19 protein-coding genes and 1 pseudogene are annotated in these 20,218 nt (G+C 39.7%); 11 read left to right on the top strand and 9 right to left on the bottom strand.

What is annotated here, in order from left to right:
• Position 1 precedes the first annotated feature (1 nt).
• Positions 2 to 460 (bottom strand): ankyrin repeat domain-containing protein, encoded by a 459-nt coding sequence (locus AACH28_RS03910; RefSeq protein WP_341832299.1) that lies wholly within the window; start codon positions 458 to 460, stop codon positions 2 to 4.
• 236 nt (positions 461 to 696) lie between these two features.
• On the opposite strand from AACH28_RS03910, the gene AACH28_RS03905 reads away from it, so the two are divergent.
• Both AACH28_RS03905 and arr read left to right on the top strand, forming a co-directional pair.
• Positions 697 to 1,908 carry an amidohydrolase gene (locus AACH28_RS03905; protein WP_182331910.1) on the top strand — a complete coding sequence of 404 codons (1,212 nt, stop codon included), beginning with the start codon at positions 697 to 699 and terminating at the stop codon, positions 1,906 to 1,908.
• A 225-nt stretch (positions 1,909 to 2,133) separates the two neighbouring features.
• Positions 2,134 to 2,877, top strand: a complete 744-nt coding sequence (gene arr, locus AACH28_RS03900) for an NAD(+)--rifampin ADP-ribosyltransferase (protein WP_182331912.1) — start codon at positions 2,134 to 2,136, stop codon at positions 2,875 to 2,877.
• A 32-nt stretch (positions 2,878 to 2,909) separates the two neighbouring features.
• Here arr and AACH28_RS03895 read toward each other — a convergent pair whose 3' ends face one another.
• Both AACH28_RS03895 and AACH28_RS03890 read right to left on the bottom strand, forming a co-directional pair.
• Positions 2,910 to 3,494 carry a hypothetical protein gene (locus AACH28_RS03895; RefSeq protein WP_182331914.1) on the bottom strand — a complete coding sequence of 195 codons (585 nt, stop codon included), beginning with the start codon at positions 3,492 to 3,494 and terminating at the stop codon, positions 2,910 to 2,912.
• A gap of 324 nt (positions 3,495 to 3,818) precedes the next feature.
• Positions 3,819 to 4,385, bottom strand: coding sequence for a YceI family protein (locus tag AACH28_RS03890; RefSeq protein ID WP_145326844.1), 567 nt, complete (start codon positions 4,383 to 4,385; stop codon positions 3,819 to 3,821).
• 199 nt (positions 4,386 to 4,584) lie between these two features.
• On the opposite strand from AACH28_RS03890, the gene AACH28_RS03885 reads away from it, so the two are divergent.
• Positions 4,585 to 5,640, top strand: coding sequence for an NAD(P)-dependent alcohol dehydrogenase (locus tag AACH28_RS03885; RefSeq protein ID WP_182331915.1), 1,056 nt, complete (start codon positions 4,585 to 4,587; stop codon positions 5,638 to 5,640).
• Between the two features lie 37 nt (positions 5,641 to 5,677).
• On the opposite strand, the gene AACH28_RS03880 is transcribed toward AACH28_RS03885, so the two are convergent.
• Positions 5,678 to 6,124, bottom strand: coding sequence for an N-acetyltransferase (locus AACH28_RS03880; RefSeq protein WP_202883764.1), 447 nt, complete (start codon positions 6,122 to 6,124; stop codon positions 5,678 to 5,680).
• A gap of 323 nt (positions 6,125 to 6,447) precedes the next feature.
• Here AACH28_RS03880 and AACH28_RS03875 point away from each other — a divergent pair, with 323 nt between their 5' ends.
• From AACH28_RS03875 to AACH28_RS03860, 4 genes are all read left to right on the top strand, one after another.
• On the top strand, positions 6,448 to 7,392 hold the full coding sequence (locus AACH28_RS03875) for an aldo/keto reductase (RefSeq protein WP_182331917.1): 945 nt from the start codon (positions 6,448 to 6,450) through the stop codon (positions 7,390 to 7,392).
• A gap of 139 nt (positions 7,393 to 7,531) precedes the next feature.
• Positions 7,532 to 8,092, top strand: coding sequence for a hypothetical protein (locus AACH28_RS03870; protein ID WP_341832298.1), 561 nt, complete (start codon positions 7,532 to 7,534; stop codon positions 8,090 to 8,092).
• 42 nt (positions 8,093 to 8,134) lie between these two features.
• On the top strand, positions 8,135 to 9,310 hold the full coding sequence (locus AACH28_RS03865) for an IS4 family transposase (RefSeq protein WP_341832057.1): 1,176 nt from the start codon (positions 8,135 to 8,137) through the stop codon (positions 9,308 to 9,310).
• A gap of 83 nt (positions 9,311 to 9,393) precedes the next feature.
• Positions 9,394 to 10,605 (top strand): hypothetical protein, encoded by a 1,212-nt coding sequence (locus tag AACH28_RS03860; RefSeq protein WP_341832297.1) that lies wholly within the window; start codon positions 9,394 to 9,396, stop codon positions 10,603 to 10,605.
• Positions 10,606 to 10,650: 45 nt separating this feature from the next.
• Here the strand turns inward: AACH28_RS03860 and AACH28_RS03855 are convergent, their stop codons facing one another.
• Together AACH28_RS03855 and AACH28_RS03850 are read right to left on the bottom strand one after the other, a co-directional pair.
• Positions 10,651 to 11,382 (bottom strand): DUF3667 domain-containing protein, encoded by a 732-nt coding sequence (locus AACH28_RS03855; protein ID WP_227550078.1) that lies wholly within the window; start codon positions 11,380 to 11,382, stop codon positions 10,651 to 10,653.
• A gap of 85 nt (positions 11,383 to 11,467) precedes the next feature.
• A complete protein-coding gene (locus AACH28_RS03850) occupies positions 11,468 to 12,274 on the bottom strand; it encodes a DUF5694 domain-containing protein (RefSeq protein ID WP_341832296.1) in 807 nt (268 codons plus the stop codon).
• A gap of 150 nt (positions 12,275 to 12,424) precedes the next feature.
• Between AACH28_RS03850 and AACH28_RS03845 the strand changes: the two genes are divergently transcribed.
• Positions 12,425 to 13,180 (top strand): response regulator transcription factor, encoded by a 756-nt coding sequence (locus tag AACH28_RS03845; RefSeq protein WP_182331920.1) that lies wholly within the window; start codon positions 12,425 to 12,427, stop codon positions 13,178 to 13,180.
• A gap of 59 nt (positions 13,181 to 13,239) precedes the next feature.
• Here AACH28_RS03845 and msrB read toward each other — a convergent pair whose 3' ends face one another.
• The 3 genes and pseudogenes from msrB to dxs all read right to left on the bottom strand — a co-directional run bounded on the left by msrB (position 13,240) and on the right by dxs (position 16,604).
• Entirely contained in the window at positions 13,240 to 13,659 is a 420-nt protein-coding gene (msrB, locus tag AACH28_RS25480) for a peptide-methionine (R)-S-oxide reductase MsrB (RefSeq protein WP_349675893.1), read from the bottom strand.
• A 108-nt stretch (positions 13,660 to 13,767) separates the two neighbouring features.
• Positions 13,768 to 14,235: pseudogene (gene msrA, locus AACH28_RS25475) on the bottom strand (peptide-methionine (S)-S-oxide reductase MsrA); the annotation flags it as partial.
• Positions 14,236 to 14,636: 401 nt separating this feature from the next.
• Entirely contained in the window at positions 14,637 to 16,604 is a 1,968-nt protein-coding gene (gene dxs, locus AACH28_RS03835; protein WP_341832295.1) for a 1-deoxy-D-xylulose-5-phosphate synthase, read from the bottom strand.
• A gap of 58 nt (positions 16,605 to 16,662) precedes the next feature.
• Here dxs and AACH28_RS03830 point away from each other — a divergent pair, with 58 nt between their 5' ends.
• From AACH28_RS03830 to AACH28_RS03820, 3 genes are all read left to right on the top strand, one after another.
• Positions 16,663 to 18,081 carry a PLP-dependent aminotransferase family protein gene (locus tag AACH28_RS03830; RefSeq protein WP_341832294.1) on the top strand — a complete coding sequence of 473 codons (1,419 nt, stop codon included), beginning with the start codon at positions 16,663 to 16,665 and terminating at the stop codon, positions 18,079 to 18,081.
• Between the two features lie 76 nt (positions 18,082 to 18,157).
• Positions 18,158 to 18,673: an N-acetyltransferase gene (locus AACH28_RS03825; protein ID WP_182331926.1), complete on the top strand. Its 516-nt coding sequence runs from the start codon at positions 18,158 to 18,160 to the stop codon at positions 18,671 to 18,673.
• A 211-nt stretch (positions 18,674 to 18,884) separates the two neighbouring features.
• Positions 18,885 to 20,183, top strand: a complete 1,299-nt coding sequence (locus tag AACH28_RS03820; RefSeq protein WP_341832293.1) for a hypothetical protein — start codon at positions 18,885 to 18,887, stop codon at positions 20,181 to 20,183.
• Positions 20,184 to 20,218 lie beyond the last annotated feature (35 nt).

Raw genomic sequence — 20,218 nt, 5'->3', positions numbered from 1 at the left:
CCTATAAAAATGGGCTATCCATATTGTCGGCCTGAAGGTTGACATCGGCACCATACTCTACCAATAATTTAGCCATTTCAATATTTCCGTTGTTTGTCGCGATAAGTAGAATAGAACGTTTATTCGTATCTTCACTATTCACGTTGGCATTATTTTCTAGCGCTTTTTTCACTCCCTGTAAGTCATTTTTGGTGACCAATTTAATAATCTCTTCCTTGGACGGATTTTCAGTATATGAGTTTTCGGTTAATGCCGATCGGCACGAATTTGTTATGCTCATCATTATCAAGAGTATTAAAGTTGTTTTCATCAATTTATTGTGCTGTAATTTTTTCAATAAAGCCGAAGAAGCTTCGCTGTCTAATACAAAAATAGTAGCTAAGGCTGTTTTTACAATGTGGTTTTCATTCCATCTGTTGGACAATTTATTACTACAGTGTATTTTAAGTGTCGTTCTCATTGGTCTCATGCTGGCTGAAAGCACATTCGTTGTAGTTTCACCTTATGCATACTGTTGAGCAAAAGTCGGCGCTGTGATAAATTGTTCAAGTATCGAGATGTATTCTGCAAAAGATCTGGGAGAATCATTGCGACCTTTGTTCTGGTGATACTGAATAATAAAAGTGGAAAAATAATACCGTTTCTATTGTCCGGTAATTTTTAGAGAACAAGAAAAAGAATATTATCAAAATAAATATGAAAGCTAAAACATATATTTTAGAAAACGTACGGCTTGAGACAGGATTCGAGTTTGATGGAAAGGAAGTTATAAGCACAAATACGGCTTTATTCTGTGTAGAAGTTGAAGAGGGTAAGATCAAAGGAATCAAACCAAATACTGCAAATGCTAATGCGATCGATGCAAAAGGACATTTGATGTTGCCGGCTTTTAAGGATATGCATGCCCATTTGGATAAAATGTTGTTTGGTCTGCCATGGGAAGCTGTATCGCCAACACGGCATACCGTAAAAGATATGATCGCGTATGAGCAGAAGATGATCCCAGAATGGTTAAGCACCTCCGTCGAAAGAACGGGCAAAATGCTGAATTTTCTGCAGGCATACGGAACTGATTTTATTCGTTCACACTTCAATGTTGATCCAACATCTGGACTAAAATCGTTAACAAATTTGGAAAAGGCACTTGCATCGAAAAAAGACACGGTAGAAGCGGAGCTGGTTGCTTTTCCACAGCATGGCCTCTATTATACGGATACTTTACCCATTTTGAAGGATGTTGCAAAACTGGATGCTGTTAGTTTCATAGGTGGAGTAGATCCGTACTCTTTGGACGGAAGTATCGAAAAAAGTATGGAGCAGATTACACAGTTGGCGCTTGATAACAATAAGGGAATTGACATACACCTCCATGAAATGGGAGAAAGTGGTATGAAGACAATCGAGTTTTTGATCGACCGTACATTGGAAAACCCCCAATTAAAAGGGAAAGCTTTTGTTAGCCATGCTTTTGCACTTAGTCGCCTCACAAATGTAGAAGCTGAAAAAATTGCGGCACGTCTCGCAGAAGCGGGGGTAGGAATTGTGTCCTCTGTGCCCTTTGGCAATATGATTATGCCTATTCCGACACTTCGGAAATATGGGGTGGAGGTTTTGATTGGAAATGACAATATTCAGGATCACTGGAATACGTTTGGCTCGGGAAACATGCTGCAGAAAGCGAATCTTATTGCTGAACTTTATGGTTATGGAACAGAATTCGGCTTATCTAGAACACTCGCTTTCGCGACACGTTACAAATTGCCTTTGGACAATAATGGAAATCAACAATGGCCGAAAGTGGGTGATGAAGCAAGTATGGTTTTTGTTGATGCAAGTTGTTCCGCTGAAGCAGTTTCTCGTATTTCACCGGTGACTTCCTTGATACACAAAGGCAATATTGCATTCTAAAGAGATCGACTATTGGATAATTTAGCTGCTCTGTGGAGGTCAACTGTTCTCAGGATTCCAGCGAGAAATATTGAAAATAAGAGAACAATTTTGTTGAAGAGCCGGTTATTCTTAATAACTGGCTTTTTACATACAGAGCCTTGCTTAAGTCCTGATGTTACTAAGGGTATTCACTTATAACTACATCGAGGATAATATTCGGTTGAATAGATAATAATTTATACGATGGAATTTTCACCATTTAACGGGGTTGTCAAACTTTGCCTAAAAGGCATACAATTGGAAGAAAACGGTAGACACGATGAAGCGCTGTTCTTTTTTGCAGAGGGTTATCGGGAGGCAAGCGATGACCATGAGAAGTTTATTGCAGCCTATTTTGTATCCCGGCAGCAGAAAACGGTGTCGGATCTTTTGAAATGGCTGCACATAGCCTTAGATCACGCATTGGTAATCGGTGATGATCGAGCTACCAGTGCGTTGCCCGGAATGTATTTGAAGATTTGTGCCTGTTACACAAGTTTAGGAGAAGAAGCAAAGGCAAGTGAATATGCTAGGTTGGCCTCTTCTTATAAGAACATTCCCTTTGATAAGGGACCTTTTTATCACGGTACAAAAGCAGATGCACAAATCGGCGACTTATTGGTTCCAGGCTTCAATTCTAACTATCAAGCCGACTTCAAAATGAATCATATTTATTTTACAGGTATGATGAATGGGGCCGGACTTGCAGCGGCCCTGGCAAAAGGTGAGCGCAGCGAGCGGGTATTTATTGTTGAACCTACCGGTGATTATGAGCATGACCCTAATCTGACGGACCAGAAGTTTCCCGGAAATCCGACACGTTCCTATAGATCTGAATTTCCATTAAAAATTATAGGTGAGGTTGCTGAATGGGCAAAACCAGGTGTTCAGGAACTTGGAAAATTTCGTGATAAACTAGATCAGAATGATGGCGAGATTATCAATTAAGAAACCAAGAGCGGTTGCTCCGGCAATCGAAATTATGTCTTACTGATAACAATCTTACTGATGACTTCAAAATCTGAAATTCGATAATCGTCGTCAAAAAATAACCCGTTGATATAACGTTGTATAGGATAGAACAGATCGGCCGGTGTATCACCGAAAAACGTTTTGAAATCGTTCGGAATAGAATACAGATAATTGTATTGCCCTTTACCCAAACTGATACCGCCGATCTTTTTGAGATAACCCGTTATCTTATGTTTATTTTTGTTGGAGAATGCTTCTTTCGTCTCTATAAAATAATCTTCAATGTAAAAATTACGGATATCCTGAAGATTAAGTATGCTGTTTGGAGCAGGTTTGATACGTCTTGAATAGGATACATCAACCAAAATACAACTGGCTTTATGCGCTTTCGCGAGATCAATAAAGTAGCCTTCATCGACCATAAGGTGTTTACTGTCTTTATATACACCGAGCAGCATTTCATTGATCTCCCGATCCGAATAATCGGATATATTAGAAGATCTTCCCAACTTTTCAAATGCGAGGTCACTTTCACTCCAATTTTTTCTAATTCTATTAAGCTCGTGCTGTTGAAAAGTTTTTATTTTCTCCATATATAATTTGTCTACCCTTACTTTAGCGAGTTTAAAGATAATTTTAAAACTTTACTTTCATCAATCTTATCGCTTGCTAAGTGCAATTTGAATCAAATCTAATTTAACAGAGTCTTTGTTTAATGTTGTAGCACAGCGCTAATGCGCTATTTCTGAGGAAGAATAAGTGCCGCACTGTTGGATTTTCCATGCCGGTATGAGGTGACATCACAGCCTTAAGTAGTCTGTGTGTAAAAGCAGCTCGAGTAAATTATGTCGATTCTCGGTGCGATTATTCAATGAAGGAAGAGCCGCCTGTATTAACAGAGGGCTCCTACGAAGTTTTTACTTTACAGCCTTAAGCACGATATCTAAGGTGAATTCATCATCGATGGCGCGATTGCCTAGGTCGGAGAAAAAGCTTGCTGAACGATACTGTATATCAAAGTCCAGCCGATTTACCTTAACTCCTATAGCTTCAGCAGAAAGTCCATCTGCAGTTGTGGTGACTTTTGCTGGAAAGGAGATCGATTTTGTTTTATTCTTAATCGTCAGATTACCGGTTATGATTGGAGTGCCTTTGCTATTATCAACTTTACTGATGACAAATTTGCTGCTAGGGTAGGTAGGCACATTGAAGAAATCTTCATTTTTTAGGTGCCCGGTCAATTTAGGTGCGTCAGTACAAGCCATGGAATTCATATCTATGGTAAAACCTCCGCCGGTAATTTTCCCTTTTTCTGTCTGTACCGTGCCTTCTTGTATATTGATTGTTCCCACATGTCCCCCGACAACTTTTTTCGCATTCCATTTGATCGTCGAATTTTGCGTGTTCACTTTGTAGCTTATCTTTTGGGCGAAGGCCATTGATGTTAAGCAAATAATTGCTAGCGTTAGACTGGTTCTTTTCATTGAAGTGATTTATATGAACTCAAATATACATGGTCTTGTGCGGATACTTCTATGTTTAAACTTGTTTTTTTGTTTGCGCAGTGTCAATATTGTGTTTGCCTTTCTTTATCCGTCATCGGTACCCGCTAACTTAGCACAACGTAAATAGGGGATCGAAGATATCTTCGTATCCAAATTGTGGTCTATAAAAAAAGATAATATGATTAAGTCGAAAGGTTATGCGGCGAAAGACAGTAGTTCTCCACTTGAATACTGGGAGTTTGAAAGGAGAGAGCTTGGTGCAAACGATGTTTTAATAGATATCTTGTACAGCGGGATCTGTCACTCTGATATTCATCAAGTACATGATGAGTGGGGTGGTACACAATACCCAATTGTTCCCGGGCACGAAATTGTTGGTCGGATAAGTGCAGTTGGTCCTGGAGTGACTAAGTTCAAAAAAGGTGACCTGGCAGGTGTCGGTTGTATGGTTGCTTCCTGTGGCGAATGCGATAACTGTAAGTCAGACCAACAACAGTTCTGTTCAGAAAAGAAGACCGTCTGGACGTACAACAGCAAAGATGTGATGCACGATCACAGCTATACTTTTGGTGGTTATAGCAATAATATTGTTGCGGATGCAGATTTTGTGCTGCATGTGCCGGAATCTTTGGATATTAAAAAGGTGGCACCGCTACTCTGTGCAGGAATCACCACCTATTCGCCATTAAAAAGATGGAATGTTAGCAAAGGGCATAAAGTTGGTGTGTTAGGCTTAGGCGGATTGGGACATATGGCTGTTAAAATTGCAGTGGCAATGGGGGCAGAAGTCACAATGATAAGTCATTCACCGCGCAAAAAGGAGGATGCTGCTCTACTTGGAGCACACAAGTTCTTAAATACGCATGAGGCCGATGAAATAAAAGAATTCTCATCGTATTTTGATTTTATTATTGATACCGTATCAGCACCGCATGACTATAACCTCTATCTTGCATTATTGAAAACAAAAGGAGTTTATATTTGCGTGGGGATTCCGGCTGCGCCCATGGAAATTAATGGACGCTCAATCATGGGGGGAAATAAGATCCTAACGGCTTCCAGCATTGGGGGAATACAGGAAACTCAGGATATGCTTGATTTTTGTGCTGAACATAATATTCTACCTGAAACAGAAATGATTGATATCGACTATGTAAATGAGGCGTATCAAAGGGTATTGGATAGTGATGTGAAATATCGTTTTGTAATCGATATGTCGTCTATTGAAAAGTAATGCAAAAACAGGTCGGTTAAAGAGCCGACCTGTTTTTTTAAATCTTATCCTTGTTTGAGTACTTCATATGATATGAATGCTCGTCTTCTCCGATAATTTCGAAACCAAGACTAAAGTAGAGCTTTTGCGCTTTATTAGTTTTTAACACATGTAATGAAATCGACTTCCCTTCATAAATTGCCTCATTTATAAGATCTTTTAATATCTTTTTTCCCAGCCCTTTCCCTTGATATCGGGGATCGATCTGTATTTGAATCAACTCGATATGAGCCCGTCCTTTCTCGATTTTCAAAAGCCCGATAGGGATATTGTCATATTCAATGATAGCAGCATGTTCAAATTTGTATTTAATTCTTTGTAGATGTGAATCCGTAGTAGTGGGTAACGCGGCGGCAATTAAATGTGGGGTCATGGTTTTTGCTCTTAGATCTAAAAGAAAAATCAAATCACTTTCCATTGCTGGTCTATATACTATTGGGATCATGGAAGATTGGGTTTTGTCAATTTAATCTGTTCAATCTATTGAAAGCTTTATCGGACATGTTCAGGACCCGTCATATTGATGTCGGCCATGAGAACTAAGATGGCATTTTAGGCTATGAGCACAATCATCCGGCCGAAAGCCTGTTGCAATTTAGTATAATAAATAGTAACTGCGTACTAAATTACAGTAAAGTACTTTACTCTTTTTGACAATTAGATGTGAAGAATGCTGTCGTGGCTCAAGATGAATACTGTAACTTTAGCTTTATAGCTATACTTGCATAGCGATTTTTTATTTAAAGGAACAATAAACAGATAATTTCAATGAAAAAGGTAGAAATACAACACACAGATTTGCAGATAGCTCCAATTAATTTTGGTGGGAATGTTTTTGGCTGGACATTAGATGAGCAAAAATCGTTTGAAATGCTAGATAAGTTCGTAGGAGCAGGATTTAATTTTATCGATACGGCAGATACCTATTCTTGGTGGGTGAATGGAACCGGCGGGCAGTCCGAAGAAATTATTGGGAAATGGTTAAAAAGCCGTGGTAACCGTCAAAATATAGTAATCGCAACAAAAGTTGGATCCGAGACTAAGGAGCACGGATATGATATCTCAAGGAAACATATTTTGAAATCTGCTGATGAATCATTGCGACGATTGGGAGTAGATCATATTGATTTATACTATACCCACTTTGACGATAACATAACACCTGTGGAGGAGACATTGTCGGCTTATGCTGACTTAATAGAAGCAGGCAAGGTACGTTATATTGCCGCTTCTAATCTATCGCCGGCGCGGTTAACGGAAAGCTTTGATGTTGCGGAGAAAAATGGTCTTCCTAAATATGTTGCTTTGCAACCGCATTATAATTTGGTAGAGCGCACAGGTTTTGAAACAGATTATGCGGGATTGGTCGAGAAGTACGGCTTGAGTGTATTTCCATATTGGTCACTTGCTGCAGGTTTCTTGACCGGTAAATACCGTACTGAAGCTGACTTTGATAAAACGGCTAGAGGCGGTGGGATCAAAAAATATTTTGATGCTAAAGGTAAAGCTGTCCTGGAAGCGCTCGATGTTATCTCCGAGAAACATGGGACAAAACAGGCGACTGTAGCATTAGCATGGTTGTTGGCTAAACCGCTAATTACCGCTCCCATTGTGAGTGCTACAAGTGAGCGTCAATTGGATACGTTATGTGCGGCTCCGGCTCTTAAATTAGATACGGAAGATATTGAATTATTAAACGAGGTCAGCAAATAAGATAGCGATAAAGAGTAAAAACAAAATCCCTACATTTCTTAGGGATTTTGTTTTTATCGGGAAGCCGTTCTTAATAGAAGGGCGAGATTGCTTACGCATTTTAACAAGTTTATCGTAAATTGGAGCCTAAATTGATCTTATGAAACAGTTCCTGATATTATTTTCTTTCATGCTTTTTGGCAGAAGTTATGCCCAAATACTTACACCTTATGAACGGGGTAATGGCAATCAATCGGCAACTTTTGAAGAAATGCGGGCATATTATCAGGAATTGGCACAGAAATATACAACAATTCACTATGAAACAAGGGGAGAAGACGATAACAATAAACCAATAGATGTTGTTGTATTTAATCCGTTTGGAAAGACTCTGGAAGTGGCTAGGGAAGAGAGGTGCGTTTTATTGGTCAACAATGGTATTCATCCTGGAGAGCCAGACGGTATTGATGCGACTATGATGCTCATGCGCGATTTGGCGACAGGAAAGATAAAGGCACCTCAAAATGTTATTGTTGTTGCGCTGGCGAGTTACAATGTGAGTGGGATGTTAAATCGTGGGAGCTTTTCCAGAGCTAATCAAAATGGCCCTGAGGAGTATGGTTTTCGTGGAAATGCAAGACACTATGACTTAAATAGGGATTTTATTAAGACAGATCACTTGCGTCCTAAACGTTTAAAAAATGGCGGTGTTTTGATATAGCGAGATCGCTATATTTAAATCACAAAATTATAACACACCGCCATGATAAATTTAAATGTTTTTAGTCAGATTTTATCTCTTATCGACCGCGAATTATTCAAAGATTTGGTTTCAAAGCACAAAAGTGACAAACATCAGAAAGGGATCAACAGCTGGACGCATCTAGTCAGTATGCTTTTCTGTCATTTTTCCTCGGCAGATTCGGTCCGTGATATTAGTAACGGTCTACGCAGTACCACTGGTAATCTGAACCACTTAGGTGTAGTAAGAGCTCCAAGTAAGTCTAATATATCCTATATCAACACACACCGTACCCATGAACTTTTCAAAGATCTTTATTTCTCTGTTTTGGAAAGGCTTTGGCAAAAGGATACGCATTTTCGCAAAGATCTTGTTCAGCTAAAGCGTAAAGTATATCTGATGGATGCAAGCATCATCCCCTTATGTCTATCTGTATTTGACTGGGCAAAGTTTCGCAGCACCAAAGGTGCCGTAAAGCTGCACACTGTCTTGGATTATGATGGCTGCCTACCTGTTTTTATGCAGATTACCGATGGAAAAGTACATGAGAGCCAGCGAGCCGGTAGTTACAGTTTTTCCAAGGGAAGCGTGGTGGTAGTGGACCGTGGCTACGTGGATTACAGCTGGCTTGGGGATTTGGACAGCAGGGGGTGTTACTTCGTTACCAGGAGTAAAGTTAATATGAAGTACAAGGTTATCAAGTCCTATCAGAGTGAAGCACTCATGGAAAAGGGGATCCTTAAGGATGAGCTCATTGAGCTATCCGGTGCTGCCTGCAATAAATACAACGGCAAGCCGCTACGCCTAGTCCACTTTTGGGACAGCACCACTGGCAATGAGTACCACTTTTTGACCAATAATACGAAGTGGAAGGCTTCTTTGGTGGCAAACATCTATAAACAACGCTGGCATATCGAAGTCTTCTTCAAGCATCTAAAGCAGCGCTTAAAAGTATCGACATTCATAGGGACTTCTGAAAATGCAGTGATGATCCAGATCTGGACTTCACTCATTGGCATATTACTGTTAAAATACTTACAAAAAAAGGCCAAATATGACTGGAACCTGTCCAATCTGGTCGCATTCATCAGAATGAATATCTTCGTGAAAATAAACATCTGGCAATGGATAGATGATCCCTTTTTCAGGCCGCCTATAAAAGGAAAAAAGGGACAGCTAAAGATCTTCGCAGATTGAAAAATAGGGGTCAATATCGAAATGATGAAAAAAGCTATGCTTGTACCACAGAAATCGAATCCTAAAATTTATTTAGGACAGATGTGAAGACAGATACTAAAAACTCGCGGAGTTTTCAGCGAATTTTTCAATGGGTCAAACCAGATGTTTTTATAGATAATCATGTCAGCAATGGGGCCGATTATCAGTACACCTTCACCTATATCTCAACAAACAAAGAACGTCTAGGAAACCTTTTGGGAAATTATTTTAACAGCCACATGCAAAAAAACTTACTCAAGGATCTCCAAAAGAAAGGATTTATGTCTGTTCCCTATGTTAACATCCACAACGATGTGCCCGATGGAGGTTTTCCAACCTTTATGGATTCGCCAAGATACGCAACAGGTTACACCAGTCTATTTAATGTAATCGGAACTGTTGTGGAAACACATATGTTGAAACCTTATCAAGAACGTGTCAAAGCGACTTATGACTATATGCGTTGTAACCTGGATTTTATCGAACAGAATTATAAGGTGATTAAACAAAAAAGAGCTGAAAACCTAAAGCAATATCAAATAGGGGATAAATATGCCATAGCATGGAAGCTTGATTCCTCAAAATATGAATCGCTGGAATTTAAGGGCTTCGAGGCAAAATATAAACCAAGTGACGTTTCTTCGAAAGATAGGTTGTGGTATGATAGAAACGCTAAGTTTTCAAAACAAGTTAAGTTATATAATACATATGTTCCGATAAAAGAAGTGACGATTCCATCGTATTATGTCATTCCGCAGTCTGAATGGAAAATTATTGAATTGTTGACACTCAATCAAATCAAGATGATTCCGCTTAAACAAGATTCTGTTATTGCGGTGGAACAGTATAGGATTAAGGATTTCAAGACAACTTCAAGTCCATATGAGGGGCATTATTTACATTTTGACACCAGTCTCCTTCGGGAGTCCAACAAGGTAAACTTCAGTGCCGGTGATTTTTTGGTCCCTTTGAACCAGGACGGTGTGAAGTTTCTACTGGAAACCTTGGAACCTGAAGCAATAGACTCTTATTTTAATTGGAATTTCTTTGATGCGATCTTAGGACAAAAAGAATACTATTCAGCTTATGTTTTTGAAGATACAGCAGCCAAGCTTCTAAAGGAGAATAAAGATTTAAGATCTGCCTTTGAGCGCGAAAAGATGAACAACCCTAAACTTGCTGCAAGTAGTAGTGCGCAGCTGGATTGGATATACAAACATTCACCTTATTATGAAGAGTCACATCTTCTTTATCCCATTTATCGCATCAATTGATGATGGTGGCTTCTTAGATACATGTCTGCATCAGTCACAAAATTGCTATTTTATAAGTATATCCAATGTAATACCAATGAAAAGTATGACGACCAAATAGGAGAAAAAGCCTATTATTGAAGCGGCAAATGCTTTGAAATAGTTGATCTTTTTAGCTTTATCAAAAAACTGTCCCATGGCCCAGGAGTAATATATAAAAGTTACTAAAGTTGCATATAGGATTAAACTTTGGTGCGTGATACCGTCAATTATTGCAAAAAGTGCATAAATTAACATTGTCATCCCCATAATAAAACATAATAAGATGATGATTTCAAAAAGATTATAACCGTATTTTTTAAAGAATAATTTAGTCCAAAGGGCGATAAAGAACCCCATAATAATGTTAGCATAACCATAATGATCTCGTAGCCATCGAAAGATGTTGCTTGTGATTACGAGTTTACTTTCAATACCATGGCTGTCGATTGATTGCATATAGCGCTCTTCAGTATGGAAAAAGTGGGCAATAATAGAATACACTAAAGATGTGACAATAACGAAAATAATAGGTTTGACCAGCCGGCTGCGATTTTCAGAAATGTAGTTTTGCACATTCTTCCCCGGAGCTGTCACCAATTCTCGAATGGTATAGAGGATGCCGCGTTCAAAGTGAAGCACATGTTGTATTTCGTGGGTGATATAATGAGCGTCTATTCTTTTTAGCATTGCAGGTTGGCCACAATCGGGACAGAATTTTGACGTAATGCCTGTGCCACAGTTTTTACAAGTTATCATTTTGAAGTGTTTATTTAAGTAATTAAGGTTTGTTAATCTGTTTCATTCGAAAGTCGACCAAAAGAGTCTTTTCTTACCGATGGTTTTATTGAAGGTATTCGGCAACTTCTACGAGTTTGTATTTGGGGCTCCGTTGCAAAAGTTCACCAAGGAAAGCTGCGTGAGTCGCGCCCGTGATTAGCAAAATTCGATCCTGCCCAGTGACCGGGATCTGATTTAAATTGGAGAATATCCGTAGATTTCTTCGGTAGAATTTACTGGCTTCGTCTGCTCCTTCAAAATTACCTTTTGTACTGCTGTAGGTTAAGATATCAGCGTTTACATTGATAAACTTTTGCAAGGTCTCTTTCTGATTAAATACCTTTAATTTTTCTAAAATGGAGAGTTTATCAATATGGGCGAATTCCTGCATAATTTTTCCCATGTAGCTTTTATAGGTTACACTGTCTACCTGATTCTCCAACTCATTTGCAATGTTGTAATTATAAGCAGCAGTTTGCTGTTCATCAATTCCATAATTTTTTTTTACCCCTGCAAGTTTGCCTACTTCATATGCAATTATGGCTATTTCACCACCGAACTTAGCTTTATGTCCTTTATCTTTAATAAAAGAGCTGTAGTCGCCGTTCAATTCTTCGTTTTTTTCAGGAATGATTTCCACGCAGATGATAGTTGGTTTAAAGTCTGCCAACAGTTTGGCTACTTGATATGTTTCTTTTCTGTTTTTTTGATCTTTTTCGTCAAATTCTACTTTATGTGCATCAGGCGTATAGCTCATGTGAAATGTCCCAAAATTTAGAACCTCAATTTTCTGCTGTGCATTGCTGTTTCCAAAAAATAAGATCCCCAAGGCGATTCCAATATTTCGAATCTGAATAGTGTTAATAAGCATTTGTGTAAGAAATAGTTTTATGTTTTTTCCGGCTTTTCGTTCAGTTAGCTATATTTTTTTAGCTGTTTTGTCCAAAAGTATTACAGTTTGTCCAAATAAAAGCTACACTTGAGTGTAGTTTTATTTAACTTCGACATTTAGAATTTCGTTATGGATTTTAACGCGCTATTTTCACAAAAAAATACTGTTGATCGTCTTTCAGAAAGGGACATCCTGCAGACCCATGGCTATATTGAGCTCGTCAAAGCTTTCTCACGGATTACCTATCAGAGTATTTATCTAATCGATTACCAGGCTAAAAGTTTTGAGTTTGTTTCAGACAACCCGCTGTTTCTCGCTGGTTTAACAGCCAAAGAGGTACTGGAAATGGGCTATGGCTTTTATCAAAAATATGTTCCATCCGATGATTTCCAGATGCTCATTACGATTAATGAAGCGGGGTTCAGCTTTTATGAAAAAATACCCATCGAGGAACGGAAGCTTTATGTTATATCGTATGATTTTCAGATACAAAATGCACACAACAAGTTTATTTTAATTAATCATAAACTGACACCTGTTTTTTTGACAGAAGAGGGGAAAATATGGAAAGCAATTTGTATCGTGTCTTTATCCACTAACGTATCTTCAGGTAACGTGACTATCGAAAAGCTGCACTCCGATCTAGTATGGGAATTGGATCTGTTGACTGGGAAATGGAACTCCCAAAAAAAGATTAATCTTACCGAACGTGAAATAGAGATTTTACGTTTTTATCATCGCGGTCTGACCATTCATGAAACTTCGGAAAAAATTTTCGTTTCCATTGATACGGTGAAATTTCATCGGCGAAAATTATTTGAAAAGCTGGGGGTAAGTAACATGAATGAAGTATTGGTTTTTGCATTGAATAATAGGTTATTATAACGCTAGCTTGAAGGAATCTGAAATGTTCAGGGCAAGCGCCTCGTTGGAGGCGCTGCAGACTATTTTTTTACCAATAATGGCAAATACTTTTCGTAGCCCTGTGCTTTCATCTTGTCTTTTGGAATAAATCGAAGTGAAGCACTGTTTATACAATAGCGTAGACCACCTTTATCTGCCGGTCCATCGTTAAAAACGTGGCCGAGGTGTGCATCACCAGTTTTGCTGCGTACTTCCGTTCTGCGCATCCCGTACGAATTGTCGGAGTGTTCTTGAATCAGGCTATCGCTAATTGGTTTGGAAAAACTGGGCCACCCACATCCCGATTCAAATTTATCTGTAGAAACAAATAAGGGTTCTCCGGTTGTGATATCGACATAAATACCTTCCCTAAATTCATCATTATAGGCATTGTCAAACGCGCGCTCCGTTGCACTGTTTTGTGTAACATCGTATTGCAATGGAGTCAACTCTTTCTTCAAGGTCTCCTTATCTGCTTTTTTATACGTGTTTTTAACGTCCGCTTTCGCTTTTTCGGGGTTGGCATTTCGCGCAAGTTTAAATAAATCAGGGCTTATATGGCAATAACCGCCAGGGTTTTTGTCCAGGTATTTTTGATGATAAGCTTCAGCATTATAATAATTCTGTAAAGATTCTATTTCCACCACGATTTTGCTGTTGTATTGACTTGCTAAAGCAGCTATTTGTTCTTTGATAACAGCGGCATCATCCGCATTGGTATAATAGATTCCTGTACGGTATTGTGTACCGATATCGTTGCCTTGTTTATTTAATGAAGTTGGATCAATTGTTTTGAAGAAAAGGTCTACGAGAAGCTTTAGATCGACAAGCTCCGGGTCGAAGGTTACCTTTACCGTTTCGGCAAAACCTGAGGTTCCTGTCGAAACTTGTGCGTATGAAGGGTGCTGAAGGTTTCCATTGGCATAGCCAACTTCGGTTGCGGTGACCCCGCGGACTTGTTTAAAGAAATGCTCAGTTCCCCAGAAGCATCCTCCGGCAAAATAGACAACATGATCTTTTTGATTTATAGTATTCATAGTATTTTGTATTGACGGTTTTGAATCTTTCCCTTTTTGTGAAAAGCAAACCTTGCTGATTAGAAATAAGCCAGTCGCTATAGCAAGGAGGACGAATAAGTGTTTCATGGTATGAATTGCTACATGAAAGAAACAACATTGTTTCTTTCATGTAAGCCACAAACACCGTACCTTTCTGGATGTTTGTCTTAGAAGATATAGGCAGTTTTGGCTCTTATAGATTCTTTTTACAATTGAAAGACGAAGTAAGTCTATGAAAGGCATGTCCTGACAAAAAGACCTTTTAGGAAAGCTTCGCAAGCTGAATGTCTGACAGGGTTGGTCCTATGCTGTTTACATCCTATGATCAGACCAAATGATAGTTTAATCTATATTGTTTAAGCACTACTATTGTGACTAAGTTAACTGTTTGGGGAAGACTCGTTCGGCTTAAGGCTACACCCTGAGCCTGCCGATTCGAGCGGACCCGTGTATAGCTGTCTCACCGTGGCGATAATAGCCTGCTTGTCGTAGTGATAAAGTTGGTGAAGCTGTTGCTGTGTACCCTGTACTGCAAAAGTATCGGGCAAGCCAAGTCGCTTCAAGGTCGCTGAGTAGCCATGTTCGGCCATAAATTCCAGCACTGCAGTTCCTACTCCACCAGCTATACATCCATCTTCAACAGTGATGATATAGGAATATGATTGGAATACTTCATGTAATAACGCTTCGTCGAGCGGTTTAAAGAACTGTAGATCATAGTGCCCAACCTGCATGCCTTCCCGGAGCAGTTCGTTGCAGGCGTCCTGTGCATATTGACCAACGGGCCCAAGAGAGAGTATGGCAATGTCTTGCCCTGAACAAAGCCTTCTTCCTTTTCCAATTTCAAGTCTTGTACATTTGTCTGATTGCTTCTCTCGACTACCTGGGCCTTTTGGGTAGCGGATTGCAAGCGGTCCGTCAAGAGTGATGTCCTGAGCCGTGAACAACAAATTTTTAAAGTCTGTGAGCGTCATGGGCGAAGCGCCGGTGATGTTGGGTATGCAGCGGAGAAAAGCAATGTCGAATGCCCCCTGATGGGTGGGACCATCGGGACCGACAACACCGGCCCTGTCGATACAGAACACGACCGGTAATTTCTGTAAAGCGACATCGTGGATTAGCTGATCATAGGCGCGTTGTAAGAATGTCGAATAAATCACACAGAAAGGAAGTAGCCCATCAGCAGCAAGGCCGGCAGAAAAAGTAATGGCATGCTGCTCGCAGATACCAACGTCAAAAACGCGGTTAGGCATCTGCTGTTTCATTGCAGTCAGCCTGCTGCCGGAAAGCATGGCCGGGCTTATAGCGATAATACGGCTATTACGTTGGGCGAGCTGTATCAGCGTTTCGCCCAGCACTTGCTGAAAAGTCTCGTTGTGGAGTTGCGGTAACTGGTTTTCTAACCGTATACCTGTCAGCTTGTCGAATTTCCCTGTGGCATGCCATTCCACCTTGTTTAACATGGCCGGTGCAAAACCTTTTCCTTTTTGTGTTACACAATGCACTATTTTGGGTCCCGGGATATGCTTCAACTGCTCGAAAATTTTGATAAGCTTGTGGAGGTTATGACCATCCACTGGTCCAAAATAACGTATACCTAAGGCCTCGAAAATATTGCTCGATGCAAATAGCCCTGTTTTTATCAATTTCTCTATTTTTCTAATCGCAGCAATTGACCATTGTGTCCGATCTTTATGGGGTAACAGCAGCTTTTTGATCTGTGATTTGAACTGATTATAGGCTTGCCCCGAGGTCAGGTCGGTCAGATAGTTTTGTAGGGCTCCCGTACCGGCATCAATAGACATATCATTGTCATTTAATATAATCAATAGGTTAGGCTGTTCAAAACCTATATTATTTAAAGCTTCGAATGCCAGGCCGGCAGTCATGGCGCCGTCGCCTATAACAGCGATGTGTTGACGGCTGTTATCACCCTTATACCTGGCTGCGCAGGCCATACCCAGAATTGCTGATAGGGATGTGGAAGAATGACCTGTACCAAAGGCGTCAAAGTTATTTTCTTCCATAACAGGAAATCCGCTTATACCGCCTAGAAGTCTGTTCGAATGGAAGCGAGCCGCTCTCCCCGTGAGTAATTTATGGACATAAGCCTGATGACCAACGTCCCAGATCAATTTATCCTTAGGGGTGTTAAATACATAATGAACTGCTATAGTAAGTTCTACAACTCCAAGGCTTGAACTAAAATGACCGCCATGTGTAGCAATATGGTCAATGAGGAAGTTTCTTAGTTCCTGACTTAATTCGGGTAATACCTCCTGTGGAAGAGCACGTAATTCGCTGGGGCTGTTGATTTGATAATTACCTGTCATTTCTTTTTTAGACAAATTTAGATTGATTAAATTTGCGATACAGGTACAGTATAGGTAAAAGTGATCAATACAGATGAAGAGCTATAAATTTGAAATTTTTACACAAGCAATTGAGAAAAATATAAAATCAGGAGTCTATAAACCGGGGCAAAAGCTGCCTTCAGTACGCGAGTTTAAAGATTACTATGGTTTAAGTATGAGTACTGTTCAGTCAGGTTATGAGTACCTTATGATTATTGGTTTGGTGGAGAGTGTTCCGAAATCTGGCTACTATGTCAGTGCGAAGAATGAAATGCTGGCAGAACCGGAAGGGCGTCGACGTCCACCGGTAGTAAGGGATGCTGTCTTTGAACAAGGGCTTGGTCTGACAACAGCGTCACCTGTGGGGCGGGGTTTTTCGGAATTTAATGTTGCTGCCCCGGGGGATCTTCTTGTTCCGCAAAAACTTTTACTTCGGACCATGCAGCAGGTCATTCGGGAACAAGGGGCAGGGTTACTGCGCTATTATCCATCTAATGGTTCGGTACAATTGAAGGATAATATTATCAGGCGTGCGGCTTCCTATCAGACCTTGCTGCATGCAGATGAATTGCTGATCACAGATGGTGCCTTACAGGCTTTGTATATCGCCTTGGCTGCTGCATGTGAAGCCGGAGATATTGTTGCTGTGGAAAGTCCATGCGTATTTTCTGCGTTAGAGGTCATTCGGGTGCTCAAACTGCGCGTCATTGAAATTCCTGTTCTTGCTAAAGATGGTTTTGATATAGACTTTTTTAGAAAAGCATGTCAAGGAAATGCTGTTAAAGCAGTCGTCCTAACACCGAATTTTCATAATCCAACAGGTATTTTGCTTTCAGATGAACAGAAAATTGCTTTATTGGCGATTGCTCATCAATATCATGTTGCTGTAATCGAGAATGATATCTATGGTGACCTGAACTTTCAGGGGAGCAGACCATCCACACTTAAACAATTTGATGAAAGCGGATTGGTTATGACGTATTCATCGTATTCAAAAACCCTGGCACCTGGAATTCGGCTGGGCTGGTTAAGCACAGGGCGATTTCTGAAGGATGCTGAACAGATCAAGTTTGCATTGGGCAGTACAGTTTCTCCTCTGAATCAGGAGACCGTAAACCGTTTGATCGGTAGCAGCAGTTACGATCGGCATATTCGTTCACTGAAGATGCAACTGGCAAAAAATGCCTATCTGGCCACCAACCTAATCGCTTCCAGTTTTCCTGAAAAAACCAAAGTGATCACACCTGTAGGCGGGTATAATCTTTGGGTTAAAATGCCCGAAAGTACAGATATGGCGGATTTTTACGCGCAGTGTGAAAAAATTGGTGCAAGATTTACGCCGGGCTATACGTTCTCTTTTTCGAATACTTTTGAACATTATTTTAGGTTGGTCATCGCGAATAAGTTTTCTGATAAACGAATAGAAGCGATCCAGCATATAGGTCGTTATTTATGTGGGAGCCTGTACTGATGCTAAATGAACAATGTGTATCGAATAATAGCAAGTGATAGCATGTACATTTGTGTATTTAATAGTAGATGCACATATGAATATAGTCACAAAATTTACGGTAGCAACAGAGCAGGGAATTGAAGCGTTGTCAATGCTCACCAAAACTCTAGCCCTAGAAAAATTCGGCAGCTTAGTGGAGCCAGCTGAACTAGATAATTACATTGTTGATAGTTTTAATTCCAAAACCCTTGTCAGCGAAATAAACAGTATGTCAAATCAATGGCTGGTAGTATATGCTAACGATCAGCCGATGGGTTATGCAAGAATAACCTCAAAAGGGCAGAAGCCGAAAGGCCTGGCAGGTAAACGTGTGATTAGAATCGCGGATTTCGGTGTCTGCCAGCATGAGGCTCTGCAGCAAATGGAGGCATCATTAATGAACAAATGTCTTGCCGTCTGCAGTACCTACGACGTGATTTGGATCAATGAACCCTTAAAAAGTTCGTTGATAGGACTTTTTGAACAGAATGGATTTGTAAAACAACCAGGTATTAGCAGACTCGATGGATTGAACTTGGAATCAGCAGTATATCTCAAGAATACTTTGTAGTTCAAAGAGTCTTTATAATGATGTATAAACACAGCATCGTCGATGTTGAGCAAAAAAGTACACAGATTAAGTGTGCTTTTTTTTGTTTAATGATAGATATTTTAGTGATATAATGTGTATTTTTAGCAATTAGAAAGAAGATGTTTGTCAAATTCTAACAATCTCTTTTTAACCAAAAAATATCATTTATAACCGTTTTCACAAGTGTTTAATGAAGAAAATATCTATAACGTTTCTATATCTTTTGCTCAGTGCATTAGCGCTTGGACAAGAATCTAAGGAGACAAAGCCAGACAGTATTGTTCAATATTTTAGTGAAATTAAAACTGCAACTAAAATTGGTTATTCGTTATGGAATAGAGATTTATATGATGATATTATTTTGGTGAACCCTGAGACACGACAGCTATTTAGTAATAACTTTGGTGCTGATAGTTCGTTTGTGCAATATAAAAATAGCTATATTGCTAAATTGCCCGACAGTGTAAATATTGCCAATACGTCTTTAACGTGGAATGGTCGCACTTGGGCGATGATTATGTTGCCTTTATCTAAAGATTATTATGCACGGATCAATTTGTTGGCTCATGAATTGTTTCATTCCGCACAATCGGCTTTGGGATTTGTTCAAAATAACAGCGAAAGTACTCATCTCGATCAAGAGAATGGACGGATATACTTACGTTTAGAATTGGAGGCGCTTAAAAAGACGGTTTGTTCAGACGCGCAAGATGAACAACGAATGCACTTGAAGGATGCTTTGATTTTTCGGAAGTATCGAAATTCACTTTTTCCAGGCTCTGCCCATATTGAAAATCAATTGGAACTTAATGAAGGGATTGCAGAGTATACCGGAGTAATGATCAGTGGGAGAGATAAAGAAAAAACAAAAAAACATTTCATTGATGTAATAGACAGATTTTTCAAGAACCCCACTTATGTAAGGTCTTTTGCCTACAATACCACGCCCATCTATGGATATATAATGAGTTTAAAGGATCCGCTTTGGAATCAAAAGATTTCAGTAAATACAGATTTAACTGTATTCTTTATGCGCGAATTGAACATTGAACTTCCGAAAGATCTTGCAGCAACAGTAAAAGCCATTACAGCGGAGTATAATGGAAAACAGATATTCACAGAGGAACAACTACGAGCGGAAAAAATAAAGAAGCAAATTGCATTGTATCGTTCCTTGTTTGTGGATCAGCCTCATATGACCATTAAATTTGAGAAAATGAATGTGTCTTTTGATCCGAGAAATATCCTCCCAATCACAGATTTGGGAACTGTTTATCCAACCATAAGGATCGCCGATAACTGGGGGATTCTAGATGTCAAAAGTGGGGCGCTCATGGCGCCCAATTGGGATAAAATAACCGTTAGTAGGCCTACTAAAATCGAAGGACAGCGAATAGAGGGTGAGGGTTGGGTGATGCAACTCAAAGATCAGTATACTGTTCAAAAGGACGAATCGCTGAATAATTACAAGCTTATCAAAAAGCAGTAGCTGCTCTATCTTGATTTTTATTCACTGTGCAGCCT

The sequence above is a fragment of the Sphingobacterium thalpophilum genome (assembly GCF_038396785.1).
Taxonomy (GTDB): domain Bacteria; phylum Bacteroidota; class Bacteroidia; order Sphingobacteriales; family Sphingobacteriaceae; genus Sphingobacterium; species Sphingobacterium thalpophilum_A.
The sequence above is the reverse complement of the archived record's forward strand: the minus strand, read 5'-3'. Positions and strand labels throughout refer to the sequence as shown.

Excerpts from the sequence above, each read along its gene's own strand:
- AACH28_RS03865 (WP_341832057.1), top strand. The coding sequence starts at position 8,135 with ATGATAAATTTAAATGTTTTTAGTCAGATTTTATCTCTTATCGACCGC.
- AACH28_RS03850 (WP_341832296.1), bottom strand. The coding sequence starts at position 12,274 with ATGCTTATTAACACTATTCAGATTCGAAATATTGGAATCGCCTTGGGG.
- AACH28_RS03905 (WP_182331910.1), top strand. The coding sequence starts at position 697 with ATGAAAGCTAAAACATATATTTTAGAAAACGTACGGCTTGAGACAGGA.
- AACH28_RS03825 (WP_182331926.1), top strand. The coding sequence starts at position 18,158 with ATGAATATAGTCACAAAATTTACGGTAGCAACAGAGCAGGGAATTGAA.
- AACH28_RS03855 (WP_227550078.1), bottom strand. The coding sequence starts at position 11,382 with ATGATAACTTGTAAAAACTGTGGCACAGGCATTACGTCAAAATTCTGT.
- AACH28_RS03875 (WP_182331917.1), top strand. The coding sequence starts at position 6,448 with ATGAAAAAGGTAGAAATACAACACACAGATTTGCAGATAGCTCCAATT.
- AACH28_RS03820 (WP_341832293.1), top strand. The coding sequence starts at position 18,885 with ATGAAGAAAATATCTATAACGTTTCTATATCTTTTGCTCAGTGCATTA.
- AACH28_RS03895 (WP_182331914.1), bottom strand. The coding sequence starts at position 3,494 with ATGGAGAAAATAAAAACTTTTCAACAGCACGAGCTTAATAGAATTAGA.
- AACH28_RS03885 (WP_182331915.1), top strand. The coding sequence starts at position 4,585 with ATGATTAAGTCGAAAGGTTATGCGGCGAAAGACAGTAGTTCTCCACTT.
- AACH28_RS03830 (WP_341832294.1), top strand. The coding sequence starts at position 16,663 with ATGAAGAGCTATAAATTTGAAATTTTTACACAAGCAATTGAGAAAAAT.
- AACH28_RS03880 (WP_202883764.1), bottom strand. The coding sequence starts at position 6,124 with ATGATCCCAATAGTATATAGACCAGCAATGGAAAGTGATTTGATTTTT.
- AACH28_RS03845 (WP_182331920.1), top strand. The coding sequence starts at position 12,425 with ATGGATTTTAACGCGCTATTTTCACAAAAAAATACTGTTGATCGTCTT.
- arr (WP_182331912.1), top strand. The coding sequence starts at position 2,134 with ATGGAATTTTCACCATTTAACGGGGTTGTCAAACTTTGCCTAAAAGGC.
- AACH28_RS03890 (WP_145326844.1), bottom strand. The coding sequence starts at position 4,385 with ATGAAAAGAACCAGTCTAACGCTAGCAATTATTTGCTTAACATCAATG.
- AACH28_RS03910 (WP_341832299.1), bottom strand. The coding sequence starts at position 460 with ATGAGAACGACACTTAAAATACACTGTAGTAATAAATTGTCCAACAGA.
- AACH28_RS03870 (WP_341832298.1), top strand. The coding sequence starts at position 7,532 with ATGAAACAGTTCCTGATATTATTTTCTTTCATGCTTTTTGGCAGAAGT.